Source organism: Deltaproteobacteria bacterium (genome assembly GCA_026129095.1).
Taxonomy (GTDB): domain Bacteria; phylum JAGRBM01; class JAGRBM01; order JAGRBM01; family JAHCIT01; genus JAHCIT01.
In genome coordinates, this window is record JAHCIT010000006.1 from 152,339 (window position 1) to 177,117 (window position 24,779).

The window sequence follows — 24,779 nt, forward strand, 5'->3', positions numbered from 1 at the left end:
AGGACTACCGGCCGGGGGAAGTAATACTCCCGGACGGGCGCAATCAAGGGCAATGGGACCGCTTACTGGACGCCGAGCAGCTCGACCTCGAAATGGAGGTTTGAGTAGGCCTTGATCTTGGGGCCCATCGCCCGTTCGCCGTAGGCGAGCCCCGCCGGGATAAGCAGCAGGCGCTTTTCGCCCACCTTCATCCCCTTCACGCCCATGTCCCAGCCCTGGATAACCTGGCCCTGCCCGAGCTGGAACTCGAACGGCTGGCCGCGGTCCAGGGAGGAGTCGAACTTGTCACCAAGCTGCCCGTTTTCCCAGATCCTGCCGGTATAGTGGACCGACACCTTCTGGCCCAGTTGCGCCTCCGCGCCGGAACCCTTCTTCACGGTCTGCCAGAAAAGACCGCTTTCCTCGACCGTCCATTTGGACTTTTCCTTTTCATCCATCGTGATGGGCTTGGCATTGGCCGCGAGCTTGGCTGCCCGTTCTTCCATCATCCGCTGGCGGGCCGCCTCGCGTTCCTTTTTCACTTCTTCCTGGTTTTTCACCGCCACCAGCTCGGTCTCGAAGAACAGGGTCGAGTTGGCCGGTATCTTGGGCCGGCCCTGCGGTCCGTAGGCGATATCCGGCGGGATGATGAGAAGACGCTGCTCCCCCACCTTCATCCCGGCAATCCCCTCATCCCATCCCTTGATCACCCGCCCGGTGCCGACGGTGAACTGGAGCGGCTGCCCCCGGTCACGGGACGTATCGAACTGGTCGCCCTTCTTCCCGCCAACCCAGAGCCAGCCGGTGTAGTGAACCGACACCTGATCGCCCTTTTCGGCCACGCGGTCGCCCGTTCCGGGCTTTGCGATCTTTATCTTGAGGCCGCTCGGACGGGTCTCGAAACCGTCGGAGCAGGCAGCCATGAGGGCCAGTGAACCGATGACAGCAATCGAACGAACCAGAATCCTGCGCATGTGGGGTCTTTTCCTCTCAGGCGGCATGCGTTTGGTTGCAAAGGCACGCCACCATCAAACCGGTGTGGATTTCATCAACGGACGCCGGAATCAGTAGGTGGCCGGAACGGGCGATTGCAAGAAGCCCCCCCCTCTCGCCTTCCCGCGTCAAAACGGATAAGGGAGTGACGGCTGCGGGCACCGTCACCACCAAAGACGGGCTCGACCGGAAGGAAACCACCATGAGCCTCAAGGGGAAAACGCTGTTCATAACGGGTGCAAGCCGCGGCATCGGGCTCGCCATCGCCGTCAGGGCGGCCAGGGACGGAGCCAACGTGGCCGTTGCGGCCAAAACCACCGAGCCGCACCCCAAGCTGGCCGGGACGATCTACACGGCTGCCAAGGAGATCGAGGCAGCCGGTGGCAAGGCGCTGCCGCTCGTTGTGGACGTGCGGAACGAGGAAGAAGTCGAGGCGGCCGTGAAAAAGACGGCCGAAACCTTCGGCGGCATTGATATCCTCGTCAACAATGCCAGCGCGATCAGCCTGACCGGCACGCTCCAGACGCCGATGAAAAAATTCGACCTCATGCACCAGATCAACCTGCGTGGCACGTTCCTTTGTTCGCAGAAGTGCATCCCCTTCCTGAAGAAAGGCAACAACCCCCACGTCCTCAACCTCGCTCCCCCGCTCAACATGGAAGAAAAGTGGTTCCGTCCGCACGTGGCCTATACGATGGCCAAGTTTGGCATGAGCGAGTGCGTGCTTGGCATGGCAGGCGAGTTCCGGTCTGACGGCATCGCGTTCAACGCCCTGTGGCCCCGGACGGCCATCGCCACGGCCGCCATCGGCAACATGCCGGGCGGCGAGATGATGATGAAAAGCTCGCGCAAGCCGGAGATCATGGCCGACGCCGCCTACATCATCTTCAACCGGCCCAGCCGCGAATGCACGGGCAAGTTCTTCATTGACGATGAAGTGCTCGCCTCCGCCGGAATCACCGACCTGGAGAAATACTCCGTCACACCGGGCGCGAAGCTGATGCCGGATTTCTTCATCGACTGAAAGGGGATTACCCATGCGCCTCAAGCCCGGCACCAGGGCCCCCGACTTCACAGCCGATGTGTGGAACGGAACCACACTGAAGCTGTCGGACTACGCCGGCAAGAGGGTCTGGCTCGCGTTCTTCCGCTATGCGTCCTGCCCGCTCTGCAACCTGCGGGTTCATGACATCATCAGGCGTCATGACGAGTTCACGTCGAAAGGCGTACAGGTGCTGGCCGTGTTCCAGTCGCCGAAGGAGTCGATCTCCGGGTATGTGGGCAAGCAGGCCCCGCCCTTCCCGCTCATCAGCGACCCGGAGGAAAAGCTCTACAGGATATACGGGCTGGAGTCGGGCCTTGGCGCATATCTCTCGCCCGGCAACCTGCCGCACCTCGCCCGTGCCGCAAAAGAAGGCTTCATGAGCACCTACTCCGAGGGAACCCGGACCCGGATCCCCGGCGATTTCCTGATCGGGCCTGATGGGGTGATCCAGGCGGTGTTCTACGGGGAGAAAATCTCCGACCACATCCCGTTCGAAACCGTCGAAAAGTGGATGGGCTGAGTCAGCCTGTTCCCTGCCGGGAAGCGATCAGTTCCCGTATCCGCTCGTCGGACTTGCGGAGCCGTGCCGTGAGAACGGCAAAAACCCCGCGGGAAATCTCGGGCCGGTCGACGAGGATCTCGAAAAAATCCTCCTGCGTGATGCGAAGCGCGAGCAGCGGTTCGGTGGCCGCCACGGATGCCGAGCGCATGGCATTGTCCAGGATCGCCATCTCGCCGAAGCACTCGCCGGGACCGAGCTCGGCGAGGTCGTTCCCGCCCAGATAGACCCGGACCTTGCCGTGTACAATGAGGTACAGCGCATCGCCGGGATCGCCCGCCTCGAATACGGTCTGGCCCGCCTCGTAGGTGACGGCATGGGCCGCCTCTGCCAGGCCGACGAGATCATCTCCGGCGACCTGCTGGAACAGCGATACGCCCTTCAGGAACAGGACCCGTTCAAGAGTGGTAAGCATGCGGTATGGACCTCCAGGCAGGCTGCGGGACTGATCGTGCTCGATCACCCGCCGGACGCGCCATTTCCGGGCGGCCTCCAGCAGGGAACCGGCCGAACTGCCGTCACCGGCAGCGGCAAAATAGAGTTCTTCGATGACAAGCGGCGACAGGAAACTGTCATCTGCCGGCAACCCTGACTGCGCCGCACGGGGCAGGGAACGTACCCAGACAGCCGCCAGATATGGATCGCTGCCGCCCGTCAGGAACCGGCGTGCCGCCGCCTCATCCTCGGCAAACCGGGGATACCTGTCCCGAAGCGCCTCGTATGCTTCACCGCGCGACTGGGGATCAATCAGCGGAACGATCCAGCTCCGGTCGTCCTGATCGAGCAGGTTGTCGAGTGCCTCAATGGCCGTGCCGGCACGGATGCGGTCGCCGCTCTCGATCCCGTACCGTATCCTCGATATCGATTCATAAGGATATTTCAGCCTGAGCAGGGAGAATACCCGCCGCCAGCAGAAGCGGATCCGCTGCTCGACCGCTTCCGACAGGAGCCTGTCACCATCCTCCAGATACTGCATGCGGGACAGCCAGCGGCAGGCCGTTTCACCCTCCAGAGACAGAAGACGGTTGATCTCGGCCCGCGCCACCGGGAGTTTCCATCTTTCACGAAGACGCGCGACATGGTGGAGCACTTGGGTGCGGAGACTCTCGTCCGGTGTACCTGCAACATTCCACAGGATTTCGGCGGCGCCCGGCCGGTCAATCCGGCGGATGAGCTGCGGTATCCGGAGCCGCGTGTCGACCGGGAGGCTGTTATCCTGCAGTGCTCCGCCCAGTCCGTCCATCGCCGCCTCGCCATACCGTTCGATTGCCCCGGCAGCGACCGAACGCAGGTGGAAATCCCCCAGCGCGTCGATAAGGCGGGGAAGCAGTCTCGGATTGGCGAGTTTTCCGGCGGCAGCGAAAGCCTCCCGGCGGACGACGGTGGATGCGTCATCCATCAGTCCGAGCAACGAACGGCCGAAGGCCTTCACCTCCGATTCGCCGATGATCCGGGCAGCCCGGATTCTCTCGTTGTCGCCTCCCGACAGCAGCCGCCGGATGTGGTCGGCCGAGGCCAGGACTCCCTCCAGTCCGGCATTCCGGATCAGGGAAACCACGGCGGCATCGATTTCACCGGGATCGCCTTTCAGAAAGATGCGGCCAAACCGCTCGATTGCCTCCTCGCTCCGCAAGGCACCATAGGCCGCGATGGCCGCAAGGCGGACTTCTGGATCGGGGTCATCCAGAAACGGTTCGACCCTTGCTGGCGGGACATCAGCCCCCTGTATCCGGCGAAGGGCGAATCCTCTCCGGGCGGGATCGCCCAGCAGGGATTCCAGCACAGGGCCCGCCTGCGCCGGCGCGATTTCCCTCAGTTCGTCCAGGGCGAAGCCGGCCTGGAAATCGTTTCCGGTCCTGATGCTCGCCGTCAGCTCGCGGATGATCTCGGGTGTCGCTGCCAGATGAATCTCCCCGGTTTCCAGCCGCCGCCGGGCGAGCGACTGGACCAGCGAATCGAGATACCGCTTCCGGAGGACCGCCACCGTCACGATCCACAGGGCGATGAGTGGCAGGGCCACCCAGGCGAGCCGGACCGGGCCAAGACCCACGCCGATCGCGGCCACGAGGAGCCCGCCCACGCCGTAGCCCACCGGCTTCACGACGCCCTCGATCAGCGATTTCAGCCGGGCCTTCACCTGCGGACCGAACGGATAGTACAGAAGCTGGATCGCCGAATCGTTGATCGTGAACTGGAATGCATTGTCGCTGAACTTGATGGCGGTCGCCGCCGCAAGGCTCCCTGCCGTGAGCCACAGCCAGAGGTTCCCCGCCCCCATGAGGACCGGCATCACGATCAGGCCCGCCGCCATGCCGAACGCCGCCAGCAGCCGGGACGAGACAAAAAACTGGAACACGAACGCCAGCGCGCCAGTGGCCCCGTTAAAGAGGGCGAAGTAGGCGGCCAGCTTCTCGCCCGTATAGTGCTCCCGTGCGATCACCTTGAACTGGTAATCGCCGATGGTGGCGACCGTGTAGGTGACGATGAACAGCGCCACGATCCATCCGACATAGGCCGATCGCCAGAGGGCTGCTGCCGGGGCTGCTCCACTCACCCGCGTGGCCGGTGCGGCCCGGACAAACCGCCGGCCGGTCACGGTGATGGTCCAGGCGGTGAGCACCAGCAGTCCGGCGATGATAAGCAGGATGGCGCTCGTGCCGGTCATGCCGACCACGGCTCCGACCGCGAGACCACAGAAGACGGTCCCGATCATCCGCCCGCTGCCAATCACGCCAAACAGCCGTTTGGCTTCCCTGGGGTCGTGCAAGTCGCCCGACAGGGTCCAGAACTGCACAAGCAGGAGATTCGAGCTGATCTCCACGAACACGTACAGTCCCGCCACCGCCGGACGGAACCCGATCAGTTCGATCAGCGCCCAGGCCAGCCCGTATACGCCCGCGACGGCGAGCGCGAATCCGGCATTGAGACGGTCCCGGCGGTACCGGTCCGCCACCGCGGCGTAAAGCGGCACCACTGCCGCTGATACTGCGGCATAGGCCACCGACATCCACGGGAGCCATCGCGTCGGGTAGGTGTCGAGGAAAAGGGCGTCCCGGGCGGTCCTGCCGGCCGTGAAAATCACTCCGACCAGAAACAGGTACAGGAACAGCAATAGTGTCCGGGGGAGTTCTCCCGGCCGGATGTTGAGCCTTTCAGTCAGGCCGGAATGCGTACCCGGCGGGTGCTGGTTCACGAGGGTTCAGGCTAGGAGGTTTGCCACGGGTCGCCAATGACCGGCGTCCTATTCCCCGACCCGGTTCCTGCCCGCGTTCTTGGCCCGGTAGAGTCCCTGATCGGCCAGTTCCAGAAGTGCCTCCGGATCGTTGTGCTCACCCGTATGCTGGGCGACCCCGAGGCTGATGGTCTGGCGCAGTTCAAGGCCGTTCTGGCTGAAGACCGTCTCCTCGACAGCCCTGCGGAGACGCTCGGCGAGGCGGCGGCCGCCAGTGATGTCAGTTGAGGGAAGCAGGATGACAAACTCCTCGCCGCCGTACCGGGCGAACACATCGCCCGTCCGGAGGAGTGGACGGATCACCTGCGATACCCCTTTCAGGATTTCGTCCCCCGTCCGGTGGCCGAATTCGTCATTGACCCGCTTGAAGTGGTCCAGGTCCAGCATGATCAGGCTGAGCGGCTGCCGGTGCCGTCCGGCGAGGCGGAACTGCTCCTCCAACCGCTCGCTGAAGTAGCGCCGGTTCCCGGCCCCTGTCAGGGGATCATAGTGCGCCGAACGCTTGAGGATCTCATTCTGGTCAAGGATCTGCTTTTGCGCGTCGTATTCCCGGTGGCGATGGAGTTCGAGAACATGCATGCCGGCAACGGCCAGCCCGAAAAGGACCGGCATCGGCTCGTTCGCCTGCAGAATCTGGTACACTGTAAACGGGTTTGGCCAGAAGATCTGCGGTATGAGATTGGCGCAAAGCATGGCCGCAAAGTAGAGAAAATTGTCGCGGGCGCCGCCCGGCATCATGATCATCCAGCCGAGGAAGACGGCCGCCGTGTGCCCGGCTGCGGCTCCCATGACGCCGCTCGTGATGTAGATCCAGCGGTCATAGCCAAGCAGCATCAGCAGCATCATCACCAGTCCCCAGCGCCGGGACTGGAACTGTCCCAGCGGAACGGTGCTGGCCCGCCAGGCGAGCAGGAAGAAGCAGGCCGATATCGCAATCCGGTACAGGGTTGCCTTGTCGTGCCCCGCAGACGGGATTTCAGGATAAAGGAATCGCCCGGTCAGTGCGATGAACAGGTAGCCAACGCCACCGATGGCCGAAAAAATGCGGAACCGCTCCTGCGCCACTCGGCGGGAGTAGTCATCGAACGTGGAGGGTAGGTCGTCCCCCTCCGGGACGATTTCGCCAGTCGGGACCATTCGGTTTGGAGAAACTGTAACCGGTTCCGGTGCAGGGCTCCAGCTATTTCTGCGTATCCCCGCCGTACCGGTGCAGGCGCGGGAAGTTGAGCACATGCACCAGAACCCCGGCACCGAGATAGGGAAGGAACAGGGGGAAGTTCCCGGCAAGAATCATCATGACAAACCCCATGAGAACCCCGGCCTCGCCAAGCCCCCAGCTGACGGCAAGCACCATTTTGCCTGTCTTCACCTGCTCCTCCGGAGTCTGGTGCAGGGCCCTGACCTTCTCGGGTGACTTGAGATAACGCGGAAGGGCCAGCGCCAGCAGCCAGAGCACAAGGGCTGACACGTTGAGCGTTGACTGCACCGCGGGAGCCAGCCGGACTTCCGTACCCGCCAGTCCCTGGCTGACCACAAACCAGCCCACTACGGCAAAAAGAAGCATGCTGGAGAGGATTGCTCCCCAGAGGATGATCTCGACATTCGGCTGCATTGCCGGGATGGGGCTTCCGGGACGATGCCTGTCGTTCATGGGACCCGCCTCTCAGCGTTTTTTCCGGTTCAGGGGTCTTCCGTCTTCGTCCAGCGGCTCGAACAGCCCTATGAACTGCTGCACCCGGGCCTCGAGCCCGGTCTCCCGGTAGATGGCGCTCACCTGCCGCACCGTAACCCGGGCGAGGAGTTCCTGCGGGATGGCGAGGTTCGACACTTCCTTCAGCTCACGGGCTGCACCGTCGGAATCGCCTTCCGTGTAAAGCCGCCGCGCCCGGTCGAGCTTGCGGTTGATCACCGCCTCGGCCAGCCGGTGCCGGAATATCCAGTAACCCGCCGTCGCCGCCACGAGGCCGGCAGCGAATGCGGCACCCATCACACTCCACGAGCAGGTTCCCGTCATGGCGTCCTTATATCACATGCTGCAGAAGCAGTAACAGCAGTCCTACTCGTACCGCAGTGCCTCGATCGGATCGAGCGATGCGGCCTCCCTCGCCGGATAGACGCCCGATATGAGGCCGACGGCGATGGAAAATCCGAGCGCAAGCGCCACATGGCCCGCCGACATGGTCGCCGGAAATGCAGGTGCTGCCAGCGCGAGAATGCCTATACCGATGCCACCCACCATAACGCCGATCAGTCCGCCCACGCCGCTGATGGTGGCGGCTTCGATCACGAACTGGATCATGATATCGCGCCGGGATGCACCGACCGCCTTCCGGACGCCGATCTCCCGGGTCCGCTCGGTGACTGACACCAGCATGATGTTCATGATCCCGATGCCGCCGACGATGAGCGAGATCGAAGCGACTCCCGCCAGCAGGTAGGTGAGCACCTTCATCACGCGATCCATTGCGCCCAGGATCGCATCCTGCGTCGTGATCGTGAAATCCTCCTTGTTGCGGTGCCGGTCCATGAGCACCCGGCGGATATCCTCGATCGCCGTGGGCATCATCTCCTTGGACGCCGCCTTGGCAAATATCTGCGTGACCGAATCGGTCTTGAAGACGGTCATCGCCGCACCGACTGGAATAAGTGCGATCTCGTCCATGTCGAATCCGAGGGATGTTCCCTTGGGCTGCATGATTCCGATCACCCGGAACTTGGTCTCTCCGATCTTGATGAACTGTCCGAGCACCTGCCCGGTGCCGAACAGTTCCTGGGCCAGCTTGTAGCCGATCGCCACGTAGTTCCGGCCGGCATCCACCTCCTCCTTCGTGAAAAACCGGCCCTGCGCCACATAAAAATCGCGGATGTCGGGATAGTCCTCGCTCGCGCCGACGATCCGTGTCGTCCGGCCCCGGTTTTCCACTTTGACGTCGGTTGACGAAAAGATGATCGGCGTGGACTTGATCACCGAACGGGTCCGCTGGGTGAGCGCCCACGAATCCTCAAGGGTCAGCTTTTCCGGCGCAAGCCCTGTCACCGGAGGCCCGCCGGTTGTCTCGCGCTTACCCGGAGAAATGATGATCAGGTTCGTCCCCAGGTTGGCGAACTTCTCCTGGACAAAGATCCGCGCCCCGTCGCCGAGGGAGACGAGCCACAGGACGCTGGTGACGCCAATAATGACGCCGAGCATGTTGAGTCCTGACCGGAGCCGGTTCGACGTGATCGAATCGGTCGCCATGTTCACGCTCTCGAAAATGTCCACCGTCCGCGATACTCCGTCCGCTATTCGTATCTCAGGGCTTCAACGGGGTCTTTCGCCGCCGCCGACCAGGCCGGATAAACCCCGGCGATAACTCCGATGGCCCCCGTGAAGCCCATCGCCAGCGTCACGTTCCAGACGCTGACCTGAACGGGAAGCCCCGGTATGTACAGGAAGAACGCACCCACCACCAGCGCGGCGCCTGCCAGTCCGATCAGGCCGCCCACGGCCGAAACGGTCATCGATTCGACCAGGAACTGCATGAGAATATCCCGGCGTGAGGCTCCCACTGCCTTGCGAAGCCCGATCTCCAGTGTCCGGCGCTTCACCGAAACGAGCATGATGTTCATGATCCCGACTCCGCCCACCAGCAGGGATATCGAGGCGATGCCGAACAGGACGTAGGTGAGGTAGCGGGTAATCTCGTCCAGCCGGTCGATCATGTCCTTCTGGGTATCGATCGTGAAGTCTTCCTTGCCGTCATGGCGTTCCATCAGCACCCGCCGGATATCGGCCGCCGCCCGGTCAATAGCGGCCGCCGAACTGGACCGTGCGCTCGCCTGGATCGACATGATCTTGTCGGTCTGGAAAATCCGCATCGCCGCCCGCACCGGTACCAGCACCAGATCGTCCATGTCGAAACCCATGTGCTCGCCCTTGGGCTCCATCAGGCCGATTACCCGGAACTTCACGTCGCCCACCTTGACGTGCTCGCCCAGGGGATTGCGCCGGCCGAACAGCTCGCGAGCGGCCGTCTGGCCGAGCAGGACGAAATTTCTTCCGGAGTCCGACTCCGCCTTGTTGAAGAACCGCCCCACGGACGGACCGAAATCCCTGACTGCCGGCCAGTGCTCGTTGGCCCCGATCACGAACAGGTTGCGCGACCGGTTGCCGTATTTGACCTCGACGGCGCCGATCACGATCGGCGTCACGCCGCTCAGGGACGGGACGCGCATCAGCATGTCGGAATCCTCGATGGTTAGCTGCTCCGGCGTGGAGGCGATGATCGGCGGGCCGCCCCGGGTCTCAAACTTGCCCGGCGTCACGATGATGAGATTGGTTCCGACGCCCGAAAACTCGTTGATGACGAACTGGCGGGCGCCTTCACCGATGGAGATGAGCAGGATAACGCTCATCACGCCAACGATGATGCCAAGCATGTTGAGCAGCGACCGCCCCTTGTTCGCAGACAGGGACTGGGTAGCCATCGAGAAGGATTCGAATACGTCCACTTCCGGTCCGGCTCTCCCCCGCCTACCCAAGCCGCTGGCGGGCGGTTTCAAAAATGCGGGCCTCGCTCTCGTGAATCGACCGGAGCATTCCCGCCGCCTCGGCAAGGAGCGCTTCCGGACTGGCGCCTTCCAGCGCGGAGACAGTCTTGAACACCCCGGACAGCCGGGTCCACTGGGCCGCGACTTCACTCATCTCTGCGGAAAGCCCCGCCAGTTCCGGCACCAGACACCCGGCCTCCTCAAGGAAATCCGCATACATCTTCCGGAATGCTCCGCCGCCAGTCCCGCGCTTTTCGATAATCTGGTAGGCGAAACGGGCCGACCACGAAAGGTCCGGGATCGCCGCCCACCCCGGAAGATCTGCCGCAGCCCGCTCCATGGCCGCCAGGCTGTCCGGATGCCTGGGGTCCAGGAGCATCTCCGCCTGCGCCCGCACCGCCTCGCGCACGGGGCCGCTCCAGTCCGGCGGCGGATCCGGAAAGGCGATCTCGAACCACGGGCTTCCGGCACCCATCGACGGCTGCGCCCTGGAACCACGGGCGCGGGCGAGCGATTCGAGCGGTTCCTCCTGTACCTCGTCGAACTCCGAATCGCTGATCACGGCCGACTGTTTTTCCTCGTCGTAACCGAACACCACGATCTTGTGGGCGTTGAAGTGGGTCTTCGACTGGAAATAGCCAAGATCGAAGATATCGCAGTTCACGATCACCGGATGCCCATGGTCCAGTTCGTCACGCACCGGTTTCCACGGATCGCCGTCGGTGCAAACACGCAGCTTCCATTTCGCCCCGGAACGCCGGAGGAAGTCCTGCTCAAGCGAGTGATTTCGGGGGAAAAATGCCCGTGAGGGGCTCATGCCGGGCAGCACCACATACCGGAACGCAAGGCCCGCGCCGAGTCCGAGACAAAACGGTTCGGACAGTTTGAGGCCCCAGAACCGGCAGACGTTGGACAGCGCCGTCGAACCGCAGTGGTTGCCAGGGTGATGAACGTAGTTCCCGATGACTTTCCGCAACGGTTTTCCGGCCTCCGGAGGCAGTCTAGCGGCCCTTGACGGGGCTTCCCAATACGAAACGCTTTGCGCCGGCTGCCCGCTCTTGACAGACGGGACGCACTATTTCATCTTGCGCCCCGGCCGGAGGCACCTGTTCAAAGGTTCCTCCCGGTTCTCCCGCGTTAACGATGGGGCTGTAGCTCAGTTTGGGAGAGCGCCACAATGGCATTGTGGAGGTCGTCGGTTCGATCCCGATCAGCTCCACCATCCTCTGATTATGTTTCTGGCCAGCCCCTCAGATACACTTTGCCCATGAACTTCCACACGGGCTTCGACAATTTCGTCGGAATCATCACTGCGGCGCAGCAGAAAACCCTCAGCCGGAAGACGAACACCCTCCACTGGATAGACCGGTACCTGAACCGGAACCGTGAGGAACTCTTCCCGGCTCCGCGCCCGGAACCGGCCGTGCGAACCGGGCACACCCGCTCAATCGCCGGCTTTGACTACCAGACGCTCTTTTTTGAAAGCGACCATCTGCCGCTCGTCGAGGAAACCCTCGGCGACTACCGCAGGCATCACGGACCGCTGCACACGTTCAAGGCCCGCAAGGTGTCGCGCCGCGGTTTCAGTCCCCGGCGGGCCATTGTCCATGTCCACGGCTGGATGGAACCCGGCTCCATCCTGGAAGACGTGCTGGTGGGGCCGCTCATGTGCCGCGGCCTCGACGCTGACCTCTACCATTTCCAGTTGCCGCATCACGGCGAACGCCAGATCCGCGAATCGCGCTACGACGGGGCGATGTTCGTCACGGCCGACCTGATGCTGACCTTTGAAGCGATCCGGCAGTCGGTCATGGATACCCGGACGGTCATCCAGCATGTGCTGAACCTGGGCATTTATGACGAGGTGGGCGTCACCGGCATCAGTCTCGGGGCGATGGTCACGAAACTCACGGCCTGCACCGAGTCACGGATCTCCTGGGCCGTGCCGATCATCGGACATCTCGACCTGACCGACGTGATCGACAAGGCGCCCATCCTCGACGAGGTGAGAAAAGAGATGGCCTCCTTCGGCATCTCGACGCAGAAACTCGGTGAACTGATCGAACTGGTGGGCTTTACCCGCGTCATGCCGGTGATCCCCCACGAGCGGATCATCGTCGTCGCCGCCAGGGATGACGTGTTTGTCCGGGCCGACTCCATGCGTCGGCAACTCGACCGCTGGCCCGGTGTGCAGGAGGTGTGGATCCCCGGCGGACACCTGACCTCGCTCATCCGCCTGCCCGGCCTCTTGCCGGACCTGCGCCGCCGCCTGGACCGCCTGCCAGCGAGGGCGGCGGGAAAACTGTAGGATTATCTCAGCTCGACATCCCGCATGGCGTCTTCGATCTGCTTCTGGGTGTCGACCATCTGCGGACGCGCGTAGGCTGGCAGCTCCATCATCGGCGGATTGGCCTCCTTCACGCGGTCCCGGATGCGGGTGATCACGGCCGGGAGCACCGTCTCGGTCAGCCAGTCGGCGCCGGTGTCGAGCAGCGGATTGCCGATCTCGAAATAGAGCTGGTAGGTGAGTTTGGTGCGGTTGCCATTGGCATCCGGAAACGGCGCCAGATCGTAGCTGCCATAGGTGTTCTTGATGTCGCCCTCCACCTGCTGCCAGTCGATGTGGTAGATCCCCGGATTGTGGTTGTAACGGAGGATGCACCAGTAGATCACCGGAATGGGCTTGATCTGGAACTGGAGCCGCGCATCGGCCTTGTTCCCCTCCGAACCGATGAGATCGCTCTCCCAGATGAGCGGCATGAAATGCTTGTACGATCCGTAATCGACGACTACCTTCCAGACATCGTCAACCGGCGCATCGACAACGCCGATCACCTTGCCGAGCCGCGAGGGCGTGCCACCGATCGGAAGGGCAGAGGTGTAGATCTTCCCCTTGGCGAGGTTTTCCTGGAAGTTCGGCTGCTGTTCGGGAATGAGCGAATGGTCAATCGACTTCGCACAGCCGGTTGCGAACAGCAGCAGGCAGGCTGAAGATGCGGCGATTCCCCTGAGCACGGCTGAAGACCCCATGCCCGTATTATGGGGTGCCGGACCGTCCGGGGGAAAGCCTTTCTACCAGTGATTGCCGGAGGCATCTGAACGACGCTCATTCTGAAACGGCACCATGACGGGCGGTGCCAGGATGCTTCAGGAAAGGCCCATCAGCTTCGAAACCCGCGCCTTCAGGTCGCTCGGGCTATAGGGCTTGGCAAGGAAGTCGTCCGCACCCGCCCGCTGGGCTTCCTTCTGGTCCCCAGTGGCCGTCAGGATCAGGACCGGGATGTGCCGCGTTTCAGGACTGGACTTGATCGCCCGCGTGGCGTCGTAGCCGTTGATTTTGGGCATGCCCACATCCATGATGATGAGGTCGGGATGCTCCGAACCGGCCTTGCTGATCGCCTCTTGGCCATCTGACGCCTCGATGAAATCGGCGTCAAGCGACCTGAGAGAGTTCCGAATGAGTTTCGAGAGGGTTTCGAAATCTTCCGCAATGAGGATCCGTTTGCGCACGGCAACTCCCAGCCCGTTCCGTTTAAGCACAGGCTACCATGCAGAATTACGCCTGCAAGCGGCGCGCATTCTGGCCGTCCTCGTGATCATGCTGGCCACCGCCTGCGCGCCCCGGACCCAGCCCTCGGCGCCGCCGGTGAACCCCGACGACCTCATCTCCGACGGCCGTCTCTACGAGGCGATCGTATTCCTCAAGGAAAATCCCGGTTATGCCGATGCCGCCGGGCGGACCCAGCGCGCCGAGACGATGCTCGCCCGCGAGGTCGGCAGCCGTGTCACCCAGGCGAAGGATCTCGCCTCCAAGGGGCGGCTCGCCGAATCGATCCGCCTCTACCGCGAGGCGCTCAAGCTCGACCCCCGCCGTTCGGACCTCGCTGAAACCGTTGCCAGCCTGAACGCCGAGCTGGATAGCCGCCGCCGCGGCCTCTTTACAGTGCTGAACACCCAGATCGAAAAGAAGAACTACACCGAAGCCCACACGACGCTCCTCAAGCTGGAACGGCTCGACCCGTTCCACGATGAGGTGGGCACCCGCCTGAACGAGGTCGAGACCCAGATCGCCGCGCAGTATTCGAAATCCATGGAAGAGGGTATCGCACTCTACCGCAAGCGCGAGTACCAGAAGGCGCTCGCCGTCTTCAACCGGGTGCTACGCACCTGGCCCGCCCACCCGCAGGCGCAGAACTACAAGAACCGGATCACCGAACTCTACGCCGAGGCGGCGAAGGTCAGTCCGAAGAAGTCCGCCGCCAGGACTCCCGCCGGCAAGACGGCAGCCGCCCCGGCGCCGGCTGAACCGGCCGCCGCATCGTTCGATCAGATCACCGCCGTTCGCCTCAGCGAGGGGCAGGGCTATCTCGCCAGAGGCGAGAACGCCAAGGCGCTGGAGCGGTTCAACAAGGCGCTCGACCTGGATCCCAACAATGAGGCCGCCCAGAAAGGCCGCCAGCAGGCGATCGCGAAGATCGGCAAGACAACCGAAGACTTGTTCCGCGAGGGCGTCAATTTCTACCGGAACGAACAGCTCGACCGGGCCATCGAACGCTGGAACCTCGTCCTCCTCATGGACCCCGCCCACGACCGCGCCCAGAAATACCTGGAGCGGGCCCAGCGGCTCCTGGACAAGTTCCGGGAGGTCACGGGCGGCAGCGGCTCGGGCTGACCTTTTCCCCTTCAGGCTTTTCCAGCAGCTTTCCCGCGTCAGTTTTCCCTGCCGGTTTTCGTCGCTTTTTTTTGCTGGCCTTCGTCATCGCCGTCGCGTTAGGCTGACGCCCGCGTCAGTCTTGCGCTTAATCTTCTGACAGCGGGGGACAAAAGGATCATGGCTGCATTCGTGCCCGAACAGTACAAGCCCGAGGACGACACCACCCACGAACCGGGGCCGGAGTCCAACTACAACGAGTCGATGTATTTCAACTTCTACGACCGCCGTGAGAAGACTGGCGGCTGGTTCCGGATCGGCAACCGCGTGAACGAGGGCTACGCGGAGATGACCTGCACGATCTATCTCCCCAACGGCCATGTCCTGTTCCGGTTCGACCGGCCGAAGATCGCCACCAACCGGGCCTATGACGCCAGCGGCATGAAGTTCGAGACGATCACCCCCTGGCGCCACCAGCGAATCACCTTCTCCGGCAAGCTGCACCGGCTCACCCAGCCGATGGAGATGGTGGACCCGAAGAAGGCATTGTCGCAGTCGGAGCGCATCCCCGCCGAACTTGTCCTCGACGTGAAGGGCTGGAGCCCGATCCAGCGGTCCGAGCGCGAGGACACGGCGGCGGCGAAGATGGATTTCTACAAGGAACACTACGAACAGCACTGCGCCGTCACCGGGACACTCTCCTTTGACGGAAAGACCATCAGCCTGGAGGGTGTTGGCCTGCGCGACCACTCCTGGGGGCCGCGATACTGGCAGGGGCCGAAATGGTACCGCTGGTACACCATCGACTTCAGCCCCACGTTCGGTGGCATGATCACGGTGATCTGCTTTCCCGACGGCTCGGTCCACCGCTACGGAAAGTTCTACCGGGGTGAGACCGAAGCCTTTACCGTCACCGATTTCACCGCCGAGGAGATCTGGGACGATGACGGCCCGGAGAAGATCATCAAGGCGTTCACGCTGAGGGCCCAGACCACCGCCGGCCCCAGGGAGATCACCGGGAAAGTCCTTAGCATGCTCCCTTTGAGGAACCGGCGCGAGGGCATGGTCACGCGCATCACCGAGGGGATGACCGAATACCGCCTTGGCGACGAGGTGGGTTACGGGCTCGCCGAATACCTGGATCAGATGCAGTGATATTCCGGGGCCTGGAAACGGCCACCCGAATCCAGATGACCTTGGCCCGCCAGCAGGACTAGACTGGGGGAATGACCCGGCCCGCATTTTTTCTGCTCACGGCGGCCTTCATGGCCGTTTCGGCCGCCTGTACGGCCCCGCGGCCCGCCACCGAGGCCCAGCCGCTGGCCTCCACCGGCCCCCGCTGGCCCGAAGGGGGGTTGTCATCCGAAGAAACAGACTTAGCTAGAAGGCGTATGATCGAGACGCAGATCATGAGCAGGGGAGTAAAGGACGCCCGGGTGCTGGAAGCCCTGGAGCGGGTGCCCCGGCACGATTTCGTGCCGCCCTCGCTCCGGCAGCAGGCCTACACCGACCGGCCGCTTCCGATCGGCCTCGACCAGACGATCAGTCAGCCCTACATCGTCGCCCTGATGAGCGAACTGGCCGGGGTGAAACCGGGGAGCCGCGTGCTGGAGATCGGTACCGGCTCCGGCTACCAGGCGGCCGTGCTGGCCGAGATGGGCGCCGAGGTCTACTCGGTCGAGATACTGGAACCCCTCGCCCGCCAGGCCGCCGGCATCCTGGAGCGGCTCGGCTACCGGAACGTCCATGTCCGCCACGGCGATGGCTATCTGGGCTGGCCCGAGGCCGCCCCGTTCGACGCCGTGCTGATCACCGCCGCCCCGCCCCGTGTGCCGGAACCCCTGAAGGAGCAGCTGAAAACCGGCGGCAAGCTGATCGCCCCCGTCGGCGTGGGGGAGCAGGAACTCATCGTCATCACCCGCACCGGCGAAAAGACCTTCGACACCCGCCCCGTCATCCCCGTCCGCTTCGTCCCCATGACCGGCAAGGCGCAGGAGTAGGTGTGCTTTACAGCCGCCCGTAATCTTCCCCCTACAGCCTCTTCTCCAGCCAGTCGGCGATCCACTCCAGCTCGTCCTCGCTGATGCCGTGGGCGACGGGGAACTCGCGGTAGGTGAAGTCGGGATGGAAACCCTCGAAGGCGGCCTTCGTCCGGCGGCCGTTTTCCACCGGCAGCACCTCGTCATAAAGGCCGTGGGCGGCGAGCACCGGGACACGGGCAATGGCCTCCCGGCCAGCGGCGAGGGGAAAAAGATCCTCCGAATGGCGGCCGCTGAGAAGCATCACCCCGGCGAGCCTTCCGGGTGCCGTGTGGAGCGCGCCGAGGCTCATCATCGCCCCCTGGCTGAAGCCGAGCACGAATGTCCGGGCAGGGTCGGTCCCGAACAGGGCGGGGGCCATCTCCAGCGCGCTCACGAGTTCAGAGAGCGATGCCCGCGCCTGCCCGGTGTCCGGTATGACGGTGCCGTCCGGCCGCCATTCGATCTGAAACCATGCGCGGCCGGTGTAGTAGCCGTGCGGGGCGCGGAGGCTCACGACTTTCAGCTGGGGTGGCAGCATCCCCGCGAGCGGAGCGAGGTCGTTCTCGTCGGCGCCGATCCCGTGCAACAGGAGAAGGAGCGGCGGCCTTTGGTCCGGATTGCTGCCTGAAATACCGGACGACAGATCGCGGGGTTCGATGACCCGGTGGTGGAAGGGGAACGGCATCCCCCCTTTTGTGGCCGGAGCCGTGGGGCGCTGGCAACCGGCGGCTGCTACGAGTGCCAGCAGCGGCACGAGGGACGCCAGCACTCCAGACGCGGAAAGGACAGCCCGCCAGTTTCGCCCGGCCGGCTGTCCTCCCGCCATCCTGATGGTCACGCCCCGGCCGGAGACGCCCGGCGCGTGCGTGCCCTACCCCGCCTTGCGGACAGAGCGGACGCGGGTCTGGAGCGACTGGATGTAGTGGTTCACGCCATCCACGAGCCGGGTCGCCGCCTGGCGGACGCCGTCGGCGCCGGGGTTGTTCTGGAACGACAGGGCATCGCGGAAGCCGCTGAACGCGCCGAGCAGGTTCCGGGATGACGAGACGACGGTCGCCTGGAAGTGCGACAGCTCGCCGCGCAGCTCGTGGAGCGACTTCTCAAGACCGCGAAGCTGCGCCTCAAGCGCGGTACGCGGATCCTGCTTCGTGACGGCGCGCTTGGCCGGAGCCTTTTTCGCGGCCGTCTTTTTGACCGGCTTCTTCGCGGGTGACTTCTTCACTGCCTTCTTCTTTGCGGGGGCTTTCTTCGCCATGACTATCGGTTCTCCTTGGCTGTTGTTGACTCTTATGGTTATGAACGCTTGGGCTGCGGCGGCCCGTCTTTGACTTACTGCGTTATAACACCGGGTGCAAGGAAAAAGTGACAGGCCTAGAACGTTTTATTAAAACGGCCACGCCTCGCCACGGCTCACCACGCCTCGATAGTGGTCCAGCCAGTTGTCATCAGGGATCGTTGATAGTCCAACCACGATAGTCCAACCACGCTTCACCACGGCTCACCACGCCTCAACTTTGGGACTGGCTGCCGTTTTTCGGCTCTGGCCGCAACGGTTGCACGCAAAGTTTTGCTTAAAGTGTGATATAGAGCACAAACTAGCCCACCGAAGGCGCAATCCGTCGCACGAGTGCATACGTCACATCCGGTAAAACAACGCTATTACAGTTAGTTAGATCAATTACCCCACCGATGGCATGGACCGTGCGTAACCAGTTTCAGAGAACGTACCGGGCAGCACCCGGCGCGTTCGGGACCAGCAGATCATGAAGACGAAAGGGAACAAGCAGGTGTCAACCGTGACGAGCCTCCACCAGACGGAACCGGGGGAGATTCCCCAAAAGTCAGCCAAACCCGCACGCAACTACCGTGACCGTTTCGTGCGCTACTCCAGGGCCCGCGAGCAGAACCGGAAAGCGGCCTGCCGCACGGCGGGCGAAAAACTGCGGGAAGCGGTCGCGGGCGGCGCGAACCTCCGCGGCGACGGCAGCGCAGCCACGGGCGGCGCGGCTCGCTGATGACCTGACGACGGCCGGGGCACCTTTAAGGAGAAAAAGCGCGCCGGGTTTCTTCCCGGCCCTTGTTCCCGCCCCGGTCTTTCTGACTGTCTCTTTCCGGCCCGCCAGTTCCCCGGACCGGGCCATCCAAAAAAATCGCCGAAAGCCCGTGGACGTGTTTACAACCGGTTACGACCCGGATAATTAACCCCGTAACCCTTATGGAAAATCCGCCCGTCATCTACCGTGCGCGGCTGCATCCGCTGGAGATCGCCACTCCGCTGGCGGTCCTGTTCACGTTCCTGGCGTTCACGATGCCCAACTACCTGTCATTCGCGCCAGGGGCCGCGCTGGATCAGGCCTCGGCCCGGATCGGCCAGCTCATCGTCGCCGCACGCCGGGCCTCGGTCGACAGCGGACGGGCGCGGCTCGTTTTCGATGCCGGCAAGCGGCAGGTGGTCCTCACCTCCGGCAGGCCCGGTTCGGAGAAGACCGAGGGCACCTACTCGCTCCCCGGCGGCGTGCGGTTCGGTTACGACCAGAACGTGACGCCCTACCCCGGCCTCAAGCTCCCCAACGGGACGGACCTCGCCGCCACGGAAAACGGCATCACCTTCGACAACGACACGCTGGTGATGGAGGATGGCCTGCTGACGGGGTTTCCCGGGCTCGTCTACCTCAGGAACGACCAGGGGCAGGTCCATGCCATTTATGTCCGCATTTCCGGGGACTACGACCTCAAGGCCTGGCAAAGCGGCGGCTGGACAACAATCCGGAACTGATATTTGCGGTCCGCTCCGCGGTCCGTTATTGACTCGGACGGGCGCAGGCGGATAGACAACCGCTCCCCGGGCGGTTAGCTCAGCTGGTAGAGCACCGGTTTTACACGCCGGGGGTCACAGGTTCGAGCCCTGTACCGCCTACCAGATGCAGCAAATGGCGGCCCGCAAGGCCGCCCGTCCCCTCGCTAATGATGAACTGAACGGGGTGGTAGTTAAGTTGGTTATAACGCCGGCCTGTCACGCCGGAGGCCGCGGGTTCGAGTCCCGTCCACCCCGCCAACTTTTGTCTTCCTGAAGACACGAAAAGCCCCCGGTAAGGGGGCTTTTCGTTGCCGGGGAAGCTGGTCGCCCGGCTAACCGGCACCGCCTGTACGGGATGCGGGCTACTCCCGCCACCTCGCATGGCCCCGGCTAATCACAGTAACGCCGTTCTGGTTCACGACGTCGAACTCGCATACCCCCGCCCCGGTCTTCCGGATCCGGGTCGTCACAGTGTCGCCGGGCAGCACCATTTTCGAGAACCGTGCGCCGAACTCCGCCAGGCGCGGCGCCTCACCACGCATGCAGCTATCGACCACTGCCTGCGCCGCGAACGACAGCGTGCATAGCCCGTGCAGGATGACGCCGGGAAGCCCGGAGGCCTTCGCCGCGTCGTTGTTCATATGGATGGGATTCTTGTCGCCCGAAGCATTCCCGAACCGGGTCGCCTGATCTGGAGCCACCTTCATCGGGACTTCAAAGTCGAACTTCGCAGGTTCTGGAACCGGTTCCGCCGGAGCACTTTTCCCGGAACCGGAGCCACGGATAAAGAACAGTGCCTCCGACTGGCTGACCTCTTTCCCCTCGCTGTCTTCGCTCGTCACCAGAATAGTGACTGTCTCGCCAGTGGGTTTTTCCTCGATGGAGAGGATTTTTCCCCTGGACACCAGTCTCTCGCCAGCCTTCACCGGCCGCCGGTACCGGAACACATGTTCGCCGTGGACGAGCCGCATGATATTCGCACCGAGTTTCGGATGGAACATGCACTTGCCCATGGCGGGCAGACCGACCGTGAAGGCGAAACACGGCGGTGCGACCGGATTCTCCCCAAGGAAAAGAGGGTTGCCCTCGTTGACGGCCGCGGCGTAGGCCCGCACCTGATTGGCCTCGACCACAAATTCAACGGGCTTTCCTTCGTATCCTGCCAGTTCGCGGTTCATTCCCATGCCCATCTGCCTCCCTTGTGCCTACTGGACCTTTCGCGGCAGGAACATCGGATGCGCCCACCGTGCGCCGCCATCGACCGTGAAGGTTTCGCCCGTGCAGAAATCGCAGGCCGGAGAGGCCAGGAACGTGATCACCTCGGCGATCTCCTCCGGTGTCCCGAACCGCCCCCACGGAATGCCCTTGCGGAGCGATTCGATCAGCGGCGGCGGATACTGCTTCAGGCCGCCCGTGTCGATCGTTCCCGGCGCCAGACTCACGACCCGAATGCCAAACTGCGCCCATTCGGTTGCAAGCGATTTTGTTAGGTTTGATACGGCCGCCCGCGCCGCCGAGGTGTGTGACACCCCTGGCATCCCCCGGTCGGTCGGCACGATGATGTTGATGATCACCCCGCCACGCCTGAGCATGCATGCCTTGGCCACCGCCTGCGTCATGTTCCAGGTGCCGTTCAGGTTGGTGTCAATCACCGCCCGCCAGCCCTTTTCTTCCATGACCGCCGCCGGAGCCGGAAACTGGCCACCCGCGTTATTGATCAGGATGTCGACAGTGCCATAGGCGTCCAGAACGGCCTTGATAAATCCGTCTACTGAAGCCCGGTCGCGGATATCGAGAATGGCTCCGAGAGATTCCACTCCCGCTTCGCGGAGCTTCTCCAGACCGGCGTCCACATGGTTCTGCTTGCGCGATCCGATGGCGATTCGCGCTCCGAGACGTCCCATTTCAAGCGCCGCCGCCAGCCCGATCCCCGTGCCGCCGCCAGTCACGATCACCACCTTGCCCTTGAACAGGCCGGGCGCGAACAGGCGGGATGGCGGACCGGAATGGGACAACGGCACTTTCCTTTCAGTCGATCTCGAGTCCCGGCATCATCCGCCGGGCGATGATGAGCCGCTGGATCTGGCCCGTGCCCTCGAAGATATCAAACACCTGGATGTCGCGGAACAGTTTTTCGACGAGTTGTTCCTGTTCAGTGCCCGTGCCGCGCATGAGATCAAGAATTTCCCTCAGAATCTCCTTGGCGTGCTTGCAGGCATATGACTTGGACATCGATGCCTCGCGGGTATTGGGGATGCCGAGATCCGCCATGGATGCTGCATTCCAGATCAGGAGCCTCGCTGCATGGATACGGCGGTCAAATTCAGCCACCTTCCGGCGCAAATGGGCTGACCAAGGAGCCGCTGTCCGGTGTTCACGCCGGACCCAGTCGGCAAACTCCTCATAGCCAGCCCGCGCCACTCCAAGTCCCATGGCCGCAACAAAAGGCCGGGTGGAGTCAAACGTCTTCATGGCTGTCCGGAATCCACCCTTGGACGTTTCCGAATAGCGGCCCGGCCCTCCAAGAAGGTTTTCTTCCGGTACGCGGACGTCATCGAATACGAGTTCCGCCGTCTCCGAGGCACGGAGCCCGAGCTTCTTTTCGATCTTGCCAATGCTGAAACCGGGAGTCCCCTTCTCGACGATGAATGCACGGTGCCCGGCGCGGCCCAGTTTCGCATCCATCGAGGCGAACACAATCACCCAGCTCGCCCGGCCGCCGTTGGTGATAAAGCATTTACGGCCGTTAATTACCCACTCGTTCCCTTCCTTCCGGCAGGTGCTCCGGATCCCGGCGACATCAGAACCGGCGCCAGGCTCCGTAAGTCCGTACGCTCCCCACCGGGCCGGTTCCTTCTTGCTGAAGATGCTGAAATACTTCTCCCGCTGCGCCTCGGTCCCCATGAAACCGAGCGGCGGGCCGCCAAGGCCAGGCCCTGGCAGGCTCATCAGGAGCGCCGCATCCCCCCACGAAAGCTCCTCGGCGGCAAGCGCACTCAGGCGGTTCACATCCGAGGGTCCTTTGGGTTTTTCCGATACCGCCTTTTTCTTCCTCGGTGCAGCATCCGCGCCAGTTCGCATGGTGATGCCCATCTTGTTCATTTTTTCGAGGAAAGCGTCATCGGCACGGCTCTCCCGGTCGCACCTGAGCGAGAGTGGACGAAAATCGTTCCTGGCGAGCTGGTGAAACATGTCCCGCATCATCTTCTGCTGCGGGGAAAGCTCCAGATCGATCATTTTGCAAGTCTCCTGGCGGCTGAACGCGCTGGTTCAGTCCACCGGCGTGAACGAATGGGTATGCAGCTTGCCGGAGATCGGGCACGGAACGAACTTGAGTTTCTGACCGATCCGGAGATCGCCGAACTTTCCATTGATCTTGGAAAGGATCCGGCCCGGACCCGGAAGTGCGGGCAGCTCCACGAGGCCGATCACTTCCGGCGCCATAAACCGGACCGACCTCGCCTGCGTGGTAAAGGCATAGAGAGTGGCGCTTTCATGAATATCAATCCACTGGACGCTGACTCCCCAGCATCTCGTACAGAACGCCCGGGGCGGATAGTCTACATGTCCGCACTTTTTGCACTTCGTTGAACAGAGCCGCTTTTCATCACGGAGAAGCCGTACATATTCGCCGAACATTGAATCGGCGTCATTGTTCATCGCCTGCCAGGAAAACTTGTCAATCAGGTCTTTCATTGGCCGCTACGCCCCCATCCGTTCGAAAGTCATCACGATCGAGCCGTTGAGGCAGCCATGCTCGGCATGGATCAGCCCGAGGCGTGCATCCGGAACCTGCCGGCCGGGCGCCCGCGCCGTCAGGTGGCGGGTCACTTCGACCACTTCCATGAGCGGCGTCGCTCCAGCCGGGTGGCCATAGCAGATACGCCCGCCCGTCGGATTGACGACGATATCTCCACCCCAGGTATTGCGTCCTTCTGCAACCCAGCGGGCAGCCTTCCCCTTTGCGCACCAGCCCAGATCCTCATACAGCATCAGTTCTGTAGGCGCGAAAACGCCGTAAACCTCGGCCACATCCACATCGGTGGACTTGATACCCGCCTGGGTGCATGCCTCGGCAACGGCCATCTGCGCGGATTTGTATTCCGACATGGAACCAGTGACCGGACAGAAATGCTCCGGCTCGTGCCATTCGCCGACGCCGGTTACTCTTGCCACGGGTTTTTTCAGCCCTTTGGCGACGTCGAGCGAGGTTACCACCGCTGCCGCCGCTCCAGAGCTGAACGGACAGCACATGGGCAACGTCAGGGGCGGCGACTGCATCGGTGCATTCAGGATGTCATCCTGCGTGGCCGGCTCCCGGAACTGGGCCCCCGGATGCTGGGCCGCGTGCTCGCGCAATCGCACCACACAATCAGCGACCTGTTCGATCGTCGTGCCGGTTTCATGCATGTAACGCTGCCCGCTCATGGCATAGAACGGGATGGGCGCGCCGGCGCCGAATGCCCCGTCATAGGATCCCTGCAGACTCACCTGCGCGTAGGCTCCCTGCCGCAGCGTCTGCTGGAAATCACTGGTATCGACGACGCTGGTACGGTGATCAGCGGCGATGACGAGCGCCGCACGGCAACGGCCAAGCGTCACTTCGTCAACTGCGAACCTCAACGCCAGCGCCGCCGTGACCCCGCCGTTTTCCACCAGCGTCAGCGTTTTCGTGGGGATGCCCAGGTATTTCCCCATATGCGCCGCGAACATCATGAACAGCTCCGGGTTGAGCCCCGGTGGCGTCAGAAAGAGTCCATCGATGTCTTTCGGATCGAGACCCGAGTCCTCCACCGCTTCCCGGGCCATCTCGAACATGACGTCCCGTATGGGCCGTGGGCCTTTCTTCGTAACCGGAGTTGCGGCCACCCCGGCAATTACAGCATCAATACTGGCGCGTACAACCATGATTTAATGAGCTACCAAATATAGCTATTTATCGTCAAGATATATTTACTGAGCTTTATTCATA

The 24,779-nt window shown here is 62.9% G+C and carries 25 protein-coding genes, 3 tRNA genes and 1 pseudogene; 11 read left to right on the top strand and 18 right to left on the bottom strand.

Annotation, left to right across the window (positions count from 1 at the left end):
* Positions 1 to 62 precede the first annotated feature (62 nt).
* Both KIT79_10255 and KIT79_10260 read right to left on the bottom strand, forming a co-directional pair.
* Entirely contained in the window at positions 63 to 488 is a 426-nt protein-coding gene (locus KIT79_10255; GenBank protein MCW5829682.1) for an FKBP-type peptidyl-prolyl cis-trans isomerase, read from the bottom strand.
* Between the two features lie 45 nt (positions 489 to 533).
* Positions 534 to 953, bottom strand: a pseudogene (locus KIT79_10260) (FKBP-type peptidyl-prolyl cis-trans isomerase).
* A gap of 221 nt (positions 954 to 1,174) precedes the next feature.
* On the opposite strand from KIT79_10260, the gene KIT79_10265 reads away from it, so the two are divergent.
* Both KIT79_10265 and KIT79_10270 read left to right on the top strand, forming a co-directional pair.
* A complete protein-coding gene (locus tag KIT79_10265; GenBank protein ID MCW5829683.1) occupies positions 1,175 to 1,996 on the top strand; it encodes an NAD(P)-dependent oxidoreductase in 822 nt (273 codons plus the stop codon).
* Positions 1,997 to 2,009: 13 nt separating this feature from the next.
* Positions 2,010 to 2,537 carry an AhpC/TSA family protein gene (locus KIT79_10270; GenBank protein MCW5829684.1) on the top strand — a complete coding sequence of 176 codons (528 nt, stop codon included), beginning with the start codon at positions 2,010 to 2,012 and terminating at the stop codon, positions 2,535 to 2,537.
* Between the two features lies 1 nt (position 2,538).
* On the opposite strand, the gene KIT79_10275 is transcribed toward KIT79_10270, so the two are convergent.
* Genes KIT79_10275 through KIT79_10305 form a run of 7 tightly spaced genes read right to left on the bottom strand, consistent with a single transcriptional unit; the run spans position 2,539 to position 11,314 of the window.
* Positions 2,539 to 5,769 carry a cyclic nucleotide-binding domain-containing protein gene (locus KIT79_10275; GenBank protein ID MCW5829685.1) on the bottom strand — a complete coding sequence of 1,077 codons (3,231 nt, stop codon included), beginning with the start codon at positions 5,767 to 5,769 and terminating at the stop codon, positions 2,539 to 2,541.
* A 48-nt stretch (positions 5,770 to 5,817) separates the two neighbouring features.
* On the bottom strand, positions 5,818 to 6,945 hold the full coding sequence (locus KIT79_10280; protein MCW5829686.1) for a GGDEF domain-containing protein: 1,128 nt from the start codon (positions 6,943 to 6,945) through the stop codon (positions 5,818 to 5,820).
* A gap of 43 nt (positions 6,946 to 6,988) precedes the next feature.
* Positions 6,989 to 7,459 carry a hypothetical protein gene (locus KIT79_10285; GenBank protein ID MCW5829687.1) on the bottom strand — a complete coding sequence of 157 codons (471 nt, stop codon included), beginning with the start codon at positions 7,457 to 7,459 and terminating at the stop codon, positions 6,989 to 6,991.
* Between the two features lie 12 nt (positions 7,460 to 7,471).
* Positions 7,472 to 7,822, bottom strand: a complete 351-nt coding sequence (locus KIT79_10290; protein ID MCW5829688.1) for a hypothetical protein — start codon at positions 7,820 to 7,822, stop codon at positions 7,472 to 7,474.
* Between the two features lie 42 nt (positions 7,823 to 7,864).
* A complete protein-coding gene (locus KIT79_10295; GenBank protein MCW5829689.1) occupies positions 7,865 to 9,070 on the bottom strand; it encodes an ABC transporter permease in 1,206 nt (401 codons plus the stop codon).
* Positions 9,071 to 9,090: 20 nt separating this feature from the next.
* A complete protein-coding gene (locus tag KIT79_10300; GenBank protein MCW5829690.1) occupies positions 9,091 to 10,299 on the bottom strand; it encodes an ABC transporter permease in 1,209 nt (402 codons plus the stop codon).
* Positions 10,300 to 10,321: 22 nt separating this feature from the next.
* Complete coding sequence (locus tag KIT79_10305; GenBank protein ID MCW5829691.1) at positions 10,322 to 11,314, bottom strand: BtrH N-terminal domain-containing protein; 993 nt, start codon at positions 11,312 to 11,314, stop codon at positions 10,322 to 10,324.
* 169 nt (positions 11,315 to 11,483) lie between these two features.
* On the opposite strand from KIT79_10305, the gene KIT79_10310 reads away from it, so the two are divergent.
* Positions 11,484 to 11,560 (top strand) — tRNA-Ala (locus KIT79_10310).
* 45 nt (positions 11,561 to 11,605) lie between these two features.
* Positions 11,606 to 12,646, top strand: a complete 1,041-nt coding sequence (locus KIT79_10315; protein MCW5829692.1) for an alpha/beta hydrolase family protein — start codon at positions 11,606 to 11,608, stop codon at positions 12,644 to 12,646.
* Positions 12,647 to 12,648: 2 nt separating this feature from the next.
* On the opposite strand, the gene KIT79_10320 is transcribed toward KIT79_10315, so the two are convergent.
* Together KIT79_10320 and KIT79_10325 are read right to left on the bottom strand one after the other, a co-directional pair.
* Positions 12,649 to 13,368, bottom strand: a complete 720-nt coding sequence (locus KIT79_10320; protein ID MCW5829693.1) for a hypothetical protein — start codon at positions 13,366 to 13,368, stop codon at positions 12,649 to 12,651.
* Between the two features lie 117 nt (positions 13,369 to 13,485).
* A complete protein-coding gene (locus KIT79_10325) occupies positions 13,486 to 13,848 on the bottom strand; it encodes a response regulator (GenBank protein ID MCW5829694.1) in 363 nt (120 codons plus the stop codon).
* On the opposite strand from KIT79_10325, the gene KIT79_10330 reads away from it, so the two are divergent.
* The 3 genes from KIT79_10330 (at position 13,841) to KIT79_10340 (ending at position 16,989) form a co-directional block, all read left to right on the top strand.
* Positions 13,841 to 15,010: a tetratricopeptide repeat protein gene (locus KIT79_10330; protein ID MCW5829695.1), complete on the top strand. Its 1,170-nt coding sequence runs from the start codon at positions 13,841 to 13,843 to the stop codon at positions 15,008 to 15,010. The two genes, KIT79_10325 and KIT79_10330, sit on opposite strands and share 8 nt — an antisense overlap.
* A gap of 159 nt (positions 15,011 to 15,169) precedes the next feature.
* Positions 15,170 to 16,144, top strand: a complete 975-nt coding sequence (locus tag KIT79_10335) for a hypothetical protein (protein ID MCW5829696.1) — start codon at positions 15,170 to 15,172, stop codon at positions 16,142 to 16,144.
* 110 nt (positions 16,145 to 16,254) lie between these two features.
* A complete protein-coding gene (locus KIT79_10340; GenBank protein ID MCW5829697.1) occupies positions 16,255 to 16,989 on the top strand; it encodes a protein-L-isoaspartate(D-aspartate) O-methyltransferase in 735 nt (244 codons plus the stop codon).
* A gap of 31 nt (positions 16,990 to 17,020) precedes the next feature.
* Here the strand turns inward: KIT79_10340 and KIT79_10345 are convergent, their stop codons facing one another.
* Together KIT79_10345 and KIT79_10350 are read right to left on the bottom strand one after the other, a co-directional pair.
* The gene (locus KIT79_10345; protein ID MCW5829698.1) at positions 17,021 to 17,764 is read right to left on the bottom strand and encodes a phospholipase; all 744 of its coding nucleotides are present in this window, start codon (positions 17,762 to 17,764) and stop codon (positions 17,021 to 17,023) included.
* A 117-nt stretch (positions 17,765 to 17,881) separates the two neighbouring features.
* Positions 17,882 to 18,265 (bottom strand): hypothetical protein, encoded by a 384-nt coding sequence (locus tag KIT79_10350; protein MCW5829699.1) that lies wholly within the window; start codon positions 18,263 to 18,265, stop codon positions 17,882 to 17,884.
* 508 nt (positions 18,266 to 18,773) lie between these two features.
* Here KIT79_10350 and KIT79_10355 point away from each other — a divergent pair.
* The 4 genes from KIT79_10355 (at position 18,774) to KIT79_10370 (ending at position 20,065) form a co-directional block, all read left to right on the top strand.
* Complete coding sequence (locus KIT79_10355) at positions 18,774 to 19,025, top strand: hypothetical protein (GenBank protein MCW5829700.1); 252 nt, start codon at positions 18,774 to 18,776, stop codon at positions 19,023 to 19,025.
* 200 nt (positions 19,026 to 19,225) lie between these two features.
* Positions 19,226 to 19,786, top strand: coding sequence for a hypothetical protein (locus KIT79_10360; GenBank protein ID MCW5829701.1), 561 nt, complete (start codon positions 19,226 to 19,228; stop codon positions 19,784 to 19,786).
* Positions 19,787 to 19,854: 68 nt separating this feature from the next.
* Positions 19,855 to 19,930 (top strand) — tRNA-Val (locus KIT79_10365).
* A gap of 58 nt (positions 19,931 to 19,988) precedes the next feature.
* A tRNA-Asp gene (locus KIT79_10370) sits at positions 19,989 to 20,065 on the top strand.
* Between the two features lie 104 nt (positions 20,066 to 20,169).
* Here the strand turns inward: KIT79_10370 and KIT79_10375 are convergent.
* Genes KIT79_10375 through KIT79_10395 form a run of 5 tightly spaced genes read right to left on the bottom strand, consistent with a single transcriptional unit; the run spans position 20,170 to position 24,715 of the window.
* Positions 20,170 to 20,991, bottom strand: coding sequence for a MaoC family dehydratase N-terminal domain-containing protein (locus KIT79_10375; protein ID MCW5829702.1), 822 nt, complete (start codon positions 20,989 to 20,991; stop codon positions 20,170 to 20,172).
* A 21-nt stretch (positions 20,992 to 21,012) separates the two neighbouring features.
* Positions 21,013 to 21,822 carry an SDR family oxidoreductase gene (locus KIT79_10380; protein ID MCW5829703.1) on the bottom strand — a complete coding sequence of 270 codons (810 nt, stop codon included), beginning with the start codon at positions 21,820 to 21,822 and terminating at the stop codon, positions 21,013 to 21,015.
* Positions 21,823 to 21,835: 13 nt separating this feature from the next.
* Positions 21,836 to 23,044, bottom strand: coding sequence for an acyl-CoA dehydrogenase family protein (locus KIT79_10385; GenBank protein ID MCW5829704.1), 1,209 nt, complete (start codon positions 23,042 to 23,044; stop codon positions 21,836 to 21,838).
* 33 nt (positions 23,045 to 23,077) lie between these two features.
* On the bottom strand, positions 23,078 to 23,503 hold the full coding sequence (locus KIT79_10390; protein MCW5829705.1) for an OB-fold domain-containing protein: 426 nt from the start codon (positions 23,501 to 23,503) through the stop codon (positions 23,078 to 23,080).
* Between the two features lie 6 nt (positions 23,504 to 23,509).
* Positions 23,510 to 24,715, bottom strand: a complete 1,206-nt coding sequence (locus KIT79_10395) for a thiolase family protein (GenBank protein MCW5829706.1) — start codon at positions 24,713 to 24,715, stop codon at positions 23,510 to 23,512.
* Positions 24,716 to 24,779 lie beyond the last annotated feature (64 nt).

Coding starts and splice junctions, on each gene's coding strand:
- KIT79_10315 (MCW5829692.1), top strand. CDS start 11,606: ATGAACTTCCACACGGGCTTCGACAATTTCGTCGGAATCATCACTGCG.
- KIT79_10375 (MCW5829702.1), bottom strand. CDS start 20,991: ATGGGAATGAACCGCGAACTGGCAGGATACGAAGGAAAGCCCGTTGAA.
- KIT79_10355 (MCW5829700.1), top strand. CDS start 18,774: ATGAAGACGAAAGGGAACAAGCAGGTGTCAACCGTGACGAGCCTCCAC.
- KIT79_10285 (MCW5829687.1), bottom strand. CDS start 7,459: ATGAACGACAGGCATCGTCCCGGAAGCCCCATCCCGGCAATGCAGCCG.
- KIT79_10270 (MCW5829684.1), top strand. CDS start 2,010: ATGCGCCTCAAGCCCGGCACCAGGGCCCCCGACTTCACAGCCGATGTG.
- KIT79_10385 (MCW5829704.1), bottom strand. CDS start 23,044: ATGATCGATCTGGAGCTTTCCCCGCAGCAGAAGATGATGCGGGACATG.
- KIT79_10280 (MCW5829686.1), bottom strand. CDS start 6,945: ATGGTCCCGACTGGCGAAATCGTCCCGGAGGGGGACGACCTACCCTCC.
- KIT79_10290 (MCW5829688.1), bottom strand. CDS start 7,822: ATGACGGGAACCTGCTCGTGGAGTGTGATGGGTGCCGCATTCGCTGCC.
- KIT79_10320 (MCW5829693.1), bottom strand. CDS start 13,368: ATGGGGTCTTCAGCCGTGCTCAGGGGAATCGCCGCATCTTCAGCCTGC.
- KIT79_10340 (MCW5829697.1), top strand. CDS start 16,255: ATGGCCGTTTCGGCCGCCTGTACGGCCCCGCGGCCCGCCACCGAGGCC.
- KIT79_10265 (MCW5829683.1), top strand. CDS start 1,175: ATGAGCCTCAAGGGGAAAACGCTGTTCATAACGGGTGCAAGCCGCGGC.
- KIT79_10395 (MCW5829706.1), bottom strand. CDS start 24,715: ATGGTTGTACGCGCCAGTATTGATGCTGTAATTGCCGGGGTGGCCGCA.
- KIT79_10390 (MCW5829705.1), bottom strand. CDS start 23,503: ATGAAAGACCTGATTGACAAGTTTTCCTGGCAGGCGATGAACAATGAC.
- KIT79_10350 (MCW5829699.1), bottom strand. CDS start 18,265: ATGGCGAAGAAAGCCCCCGCAAAGAAGAAGGCAGTGAAGAAGTCACCC.
- KIT79_10255 (MCW5829682.1), bottom strand. CDS start 488: ATGATGGAAGAACGGGCAGCCAAGCTCGCGGCCAATGCCAAGCCCATC.
- KIT79_10360 (MCW5829701.1), top strand. CDS start 19,226: ATGGAAAATCCGCCCGTCATCTACCGTGCGCGGCTGCATCCGCTGGAG.
- KIT79_10335 (MCW5829696.1), top strand. CDS start 15,170: ATGGCTGCATTCGTGCCCGAACAGTACAAGCCCGAGGACGACACCACC.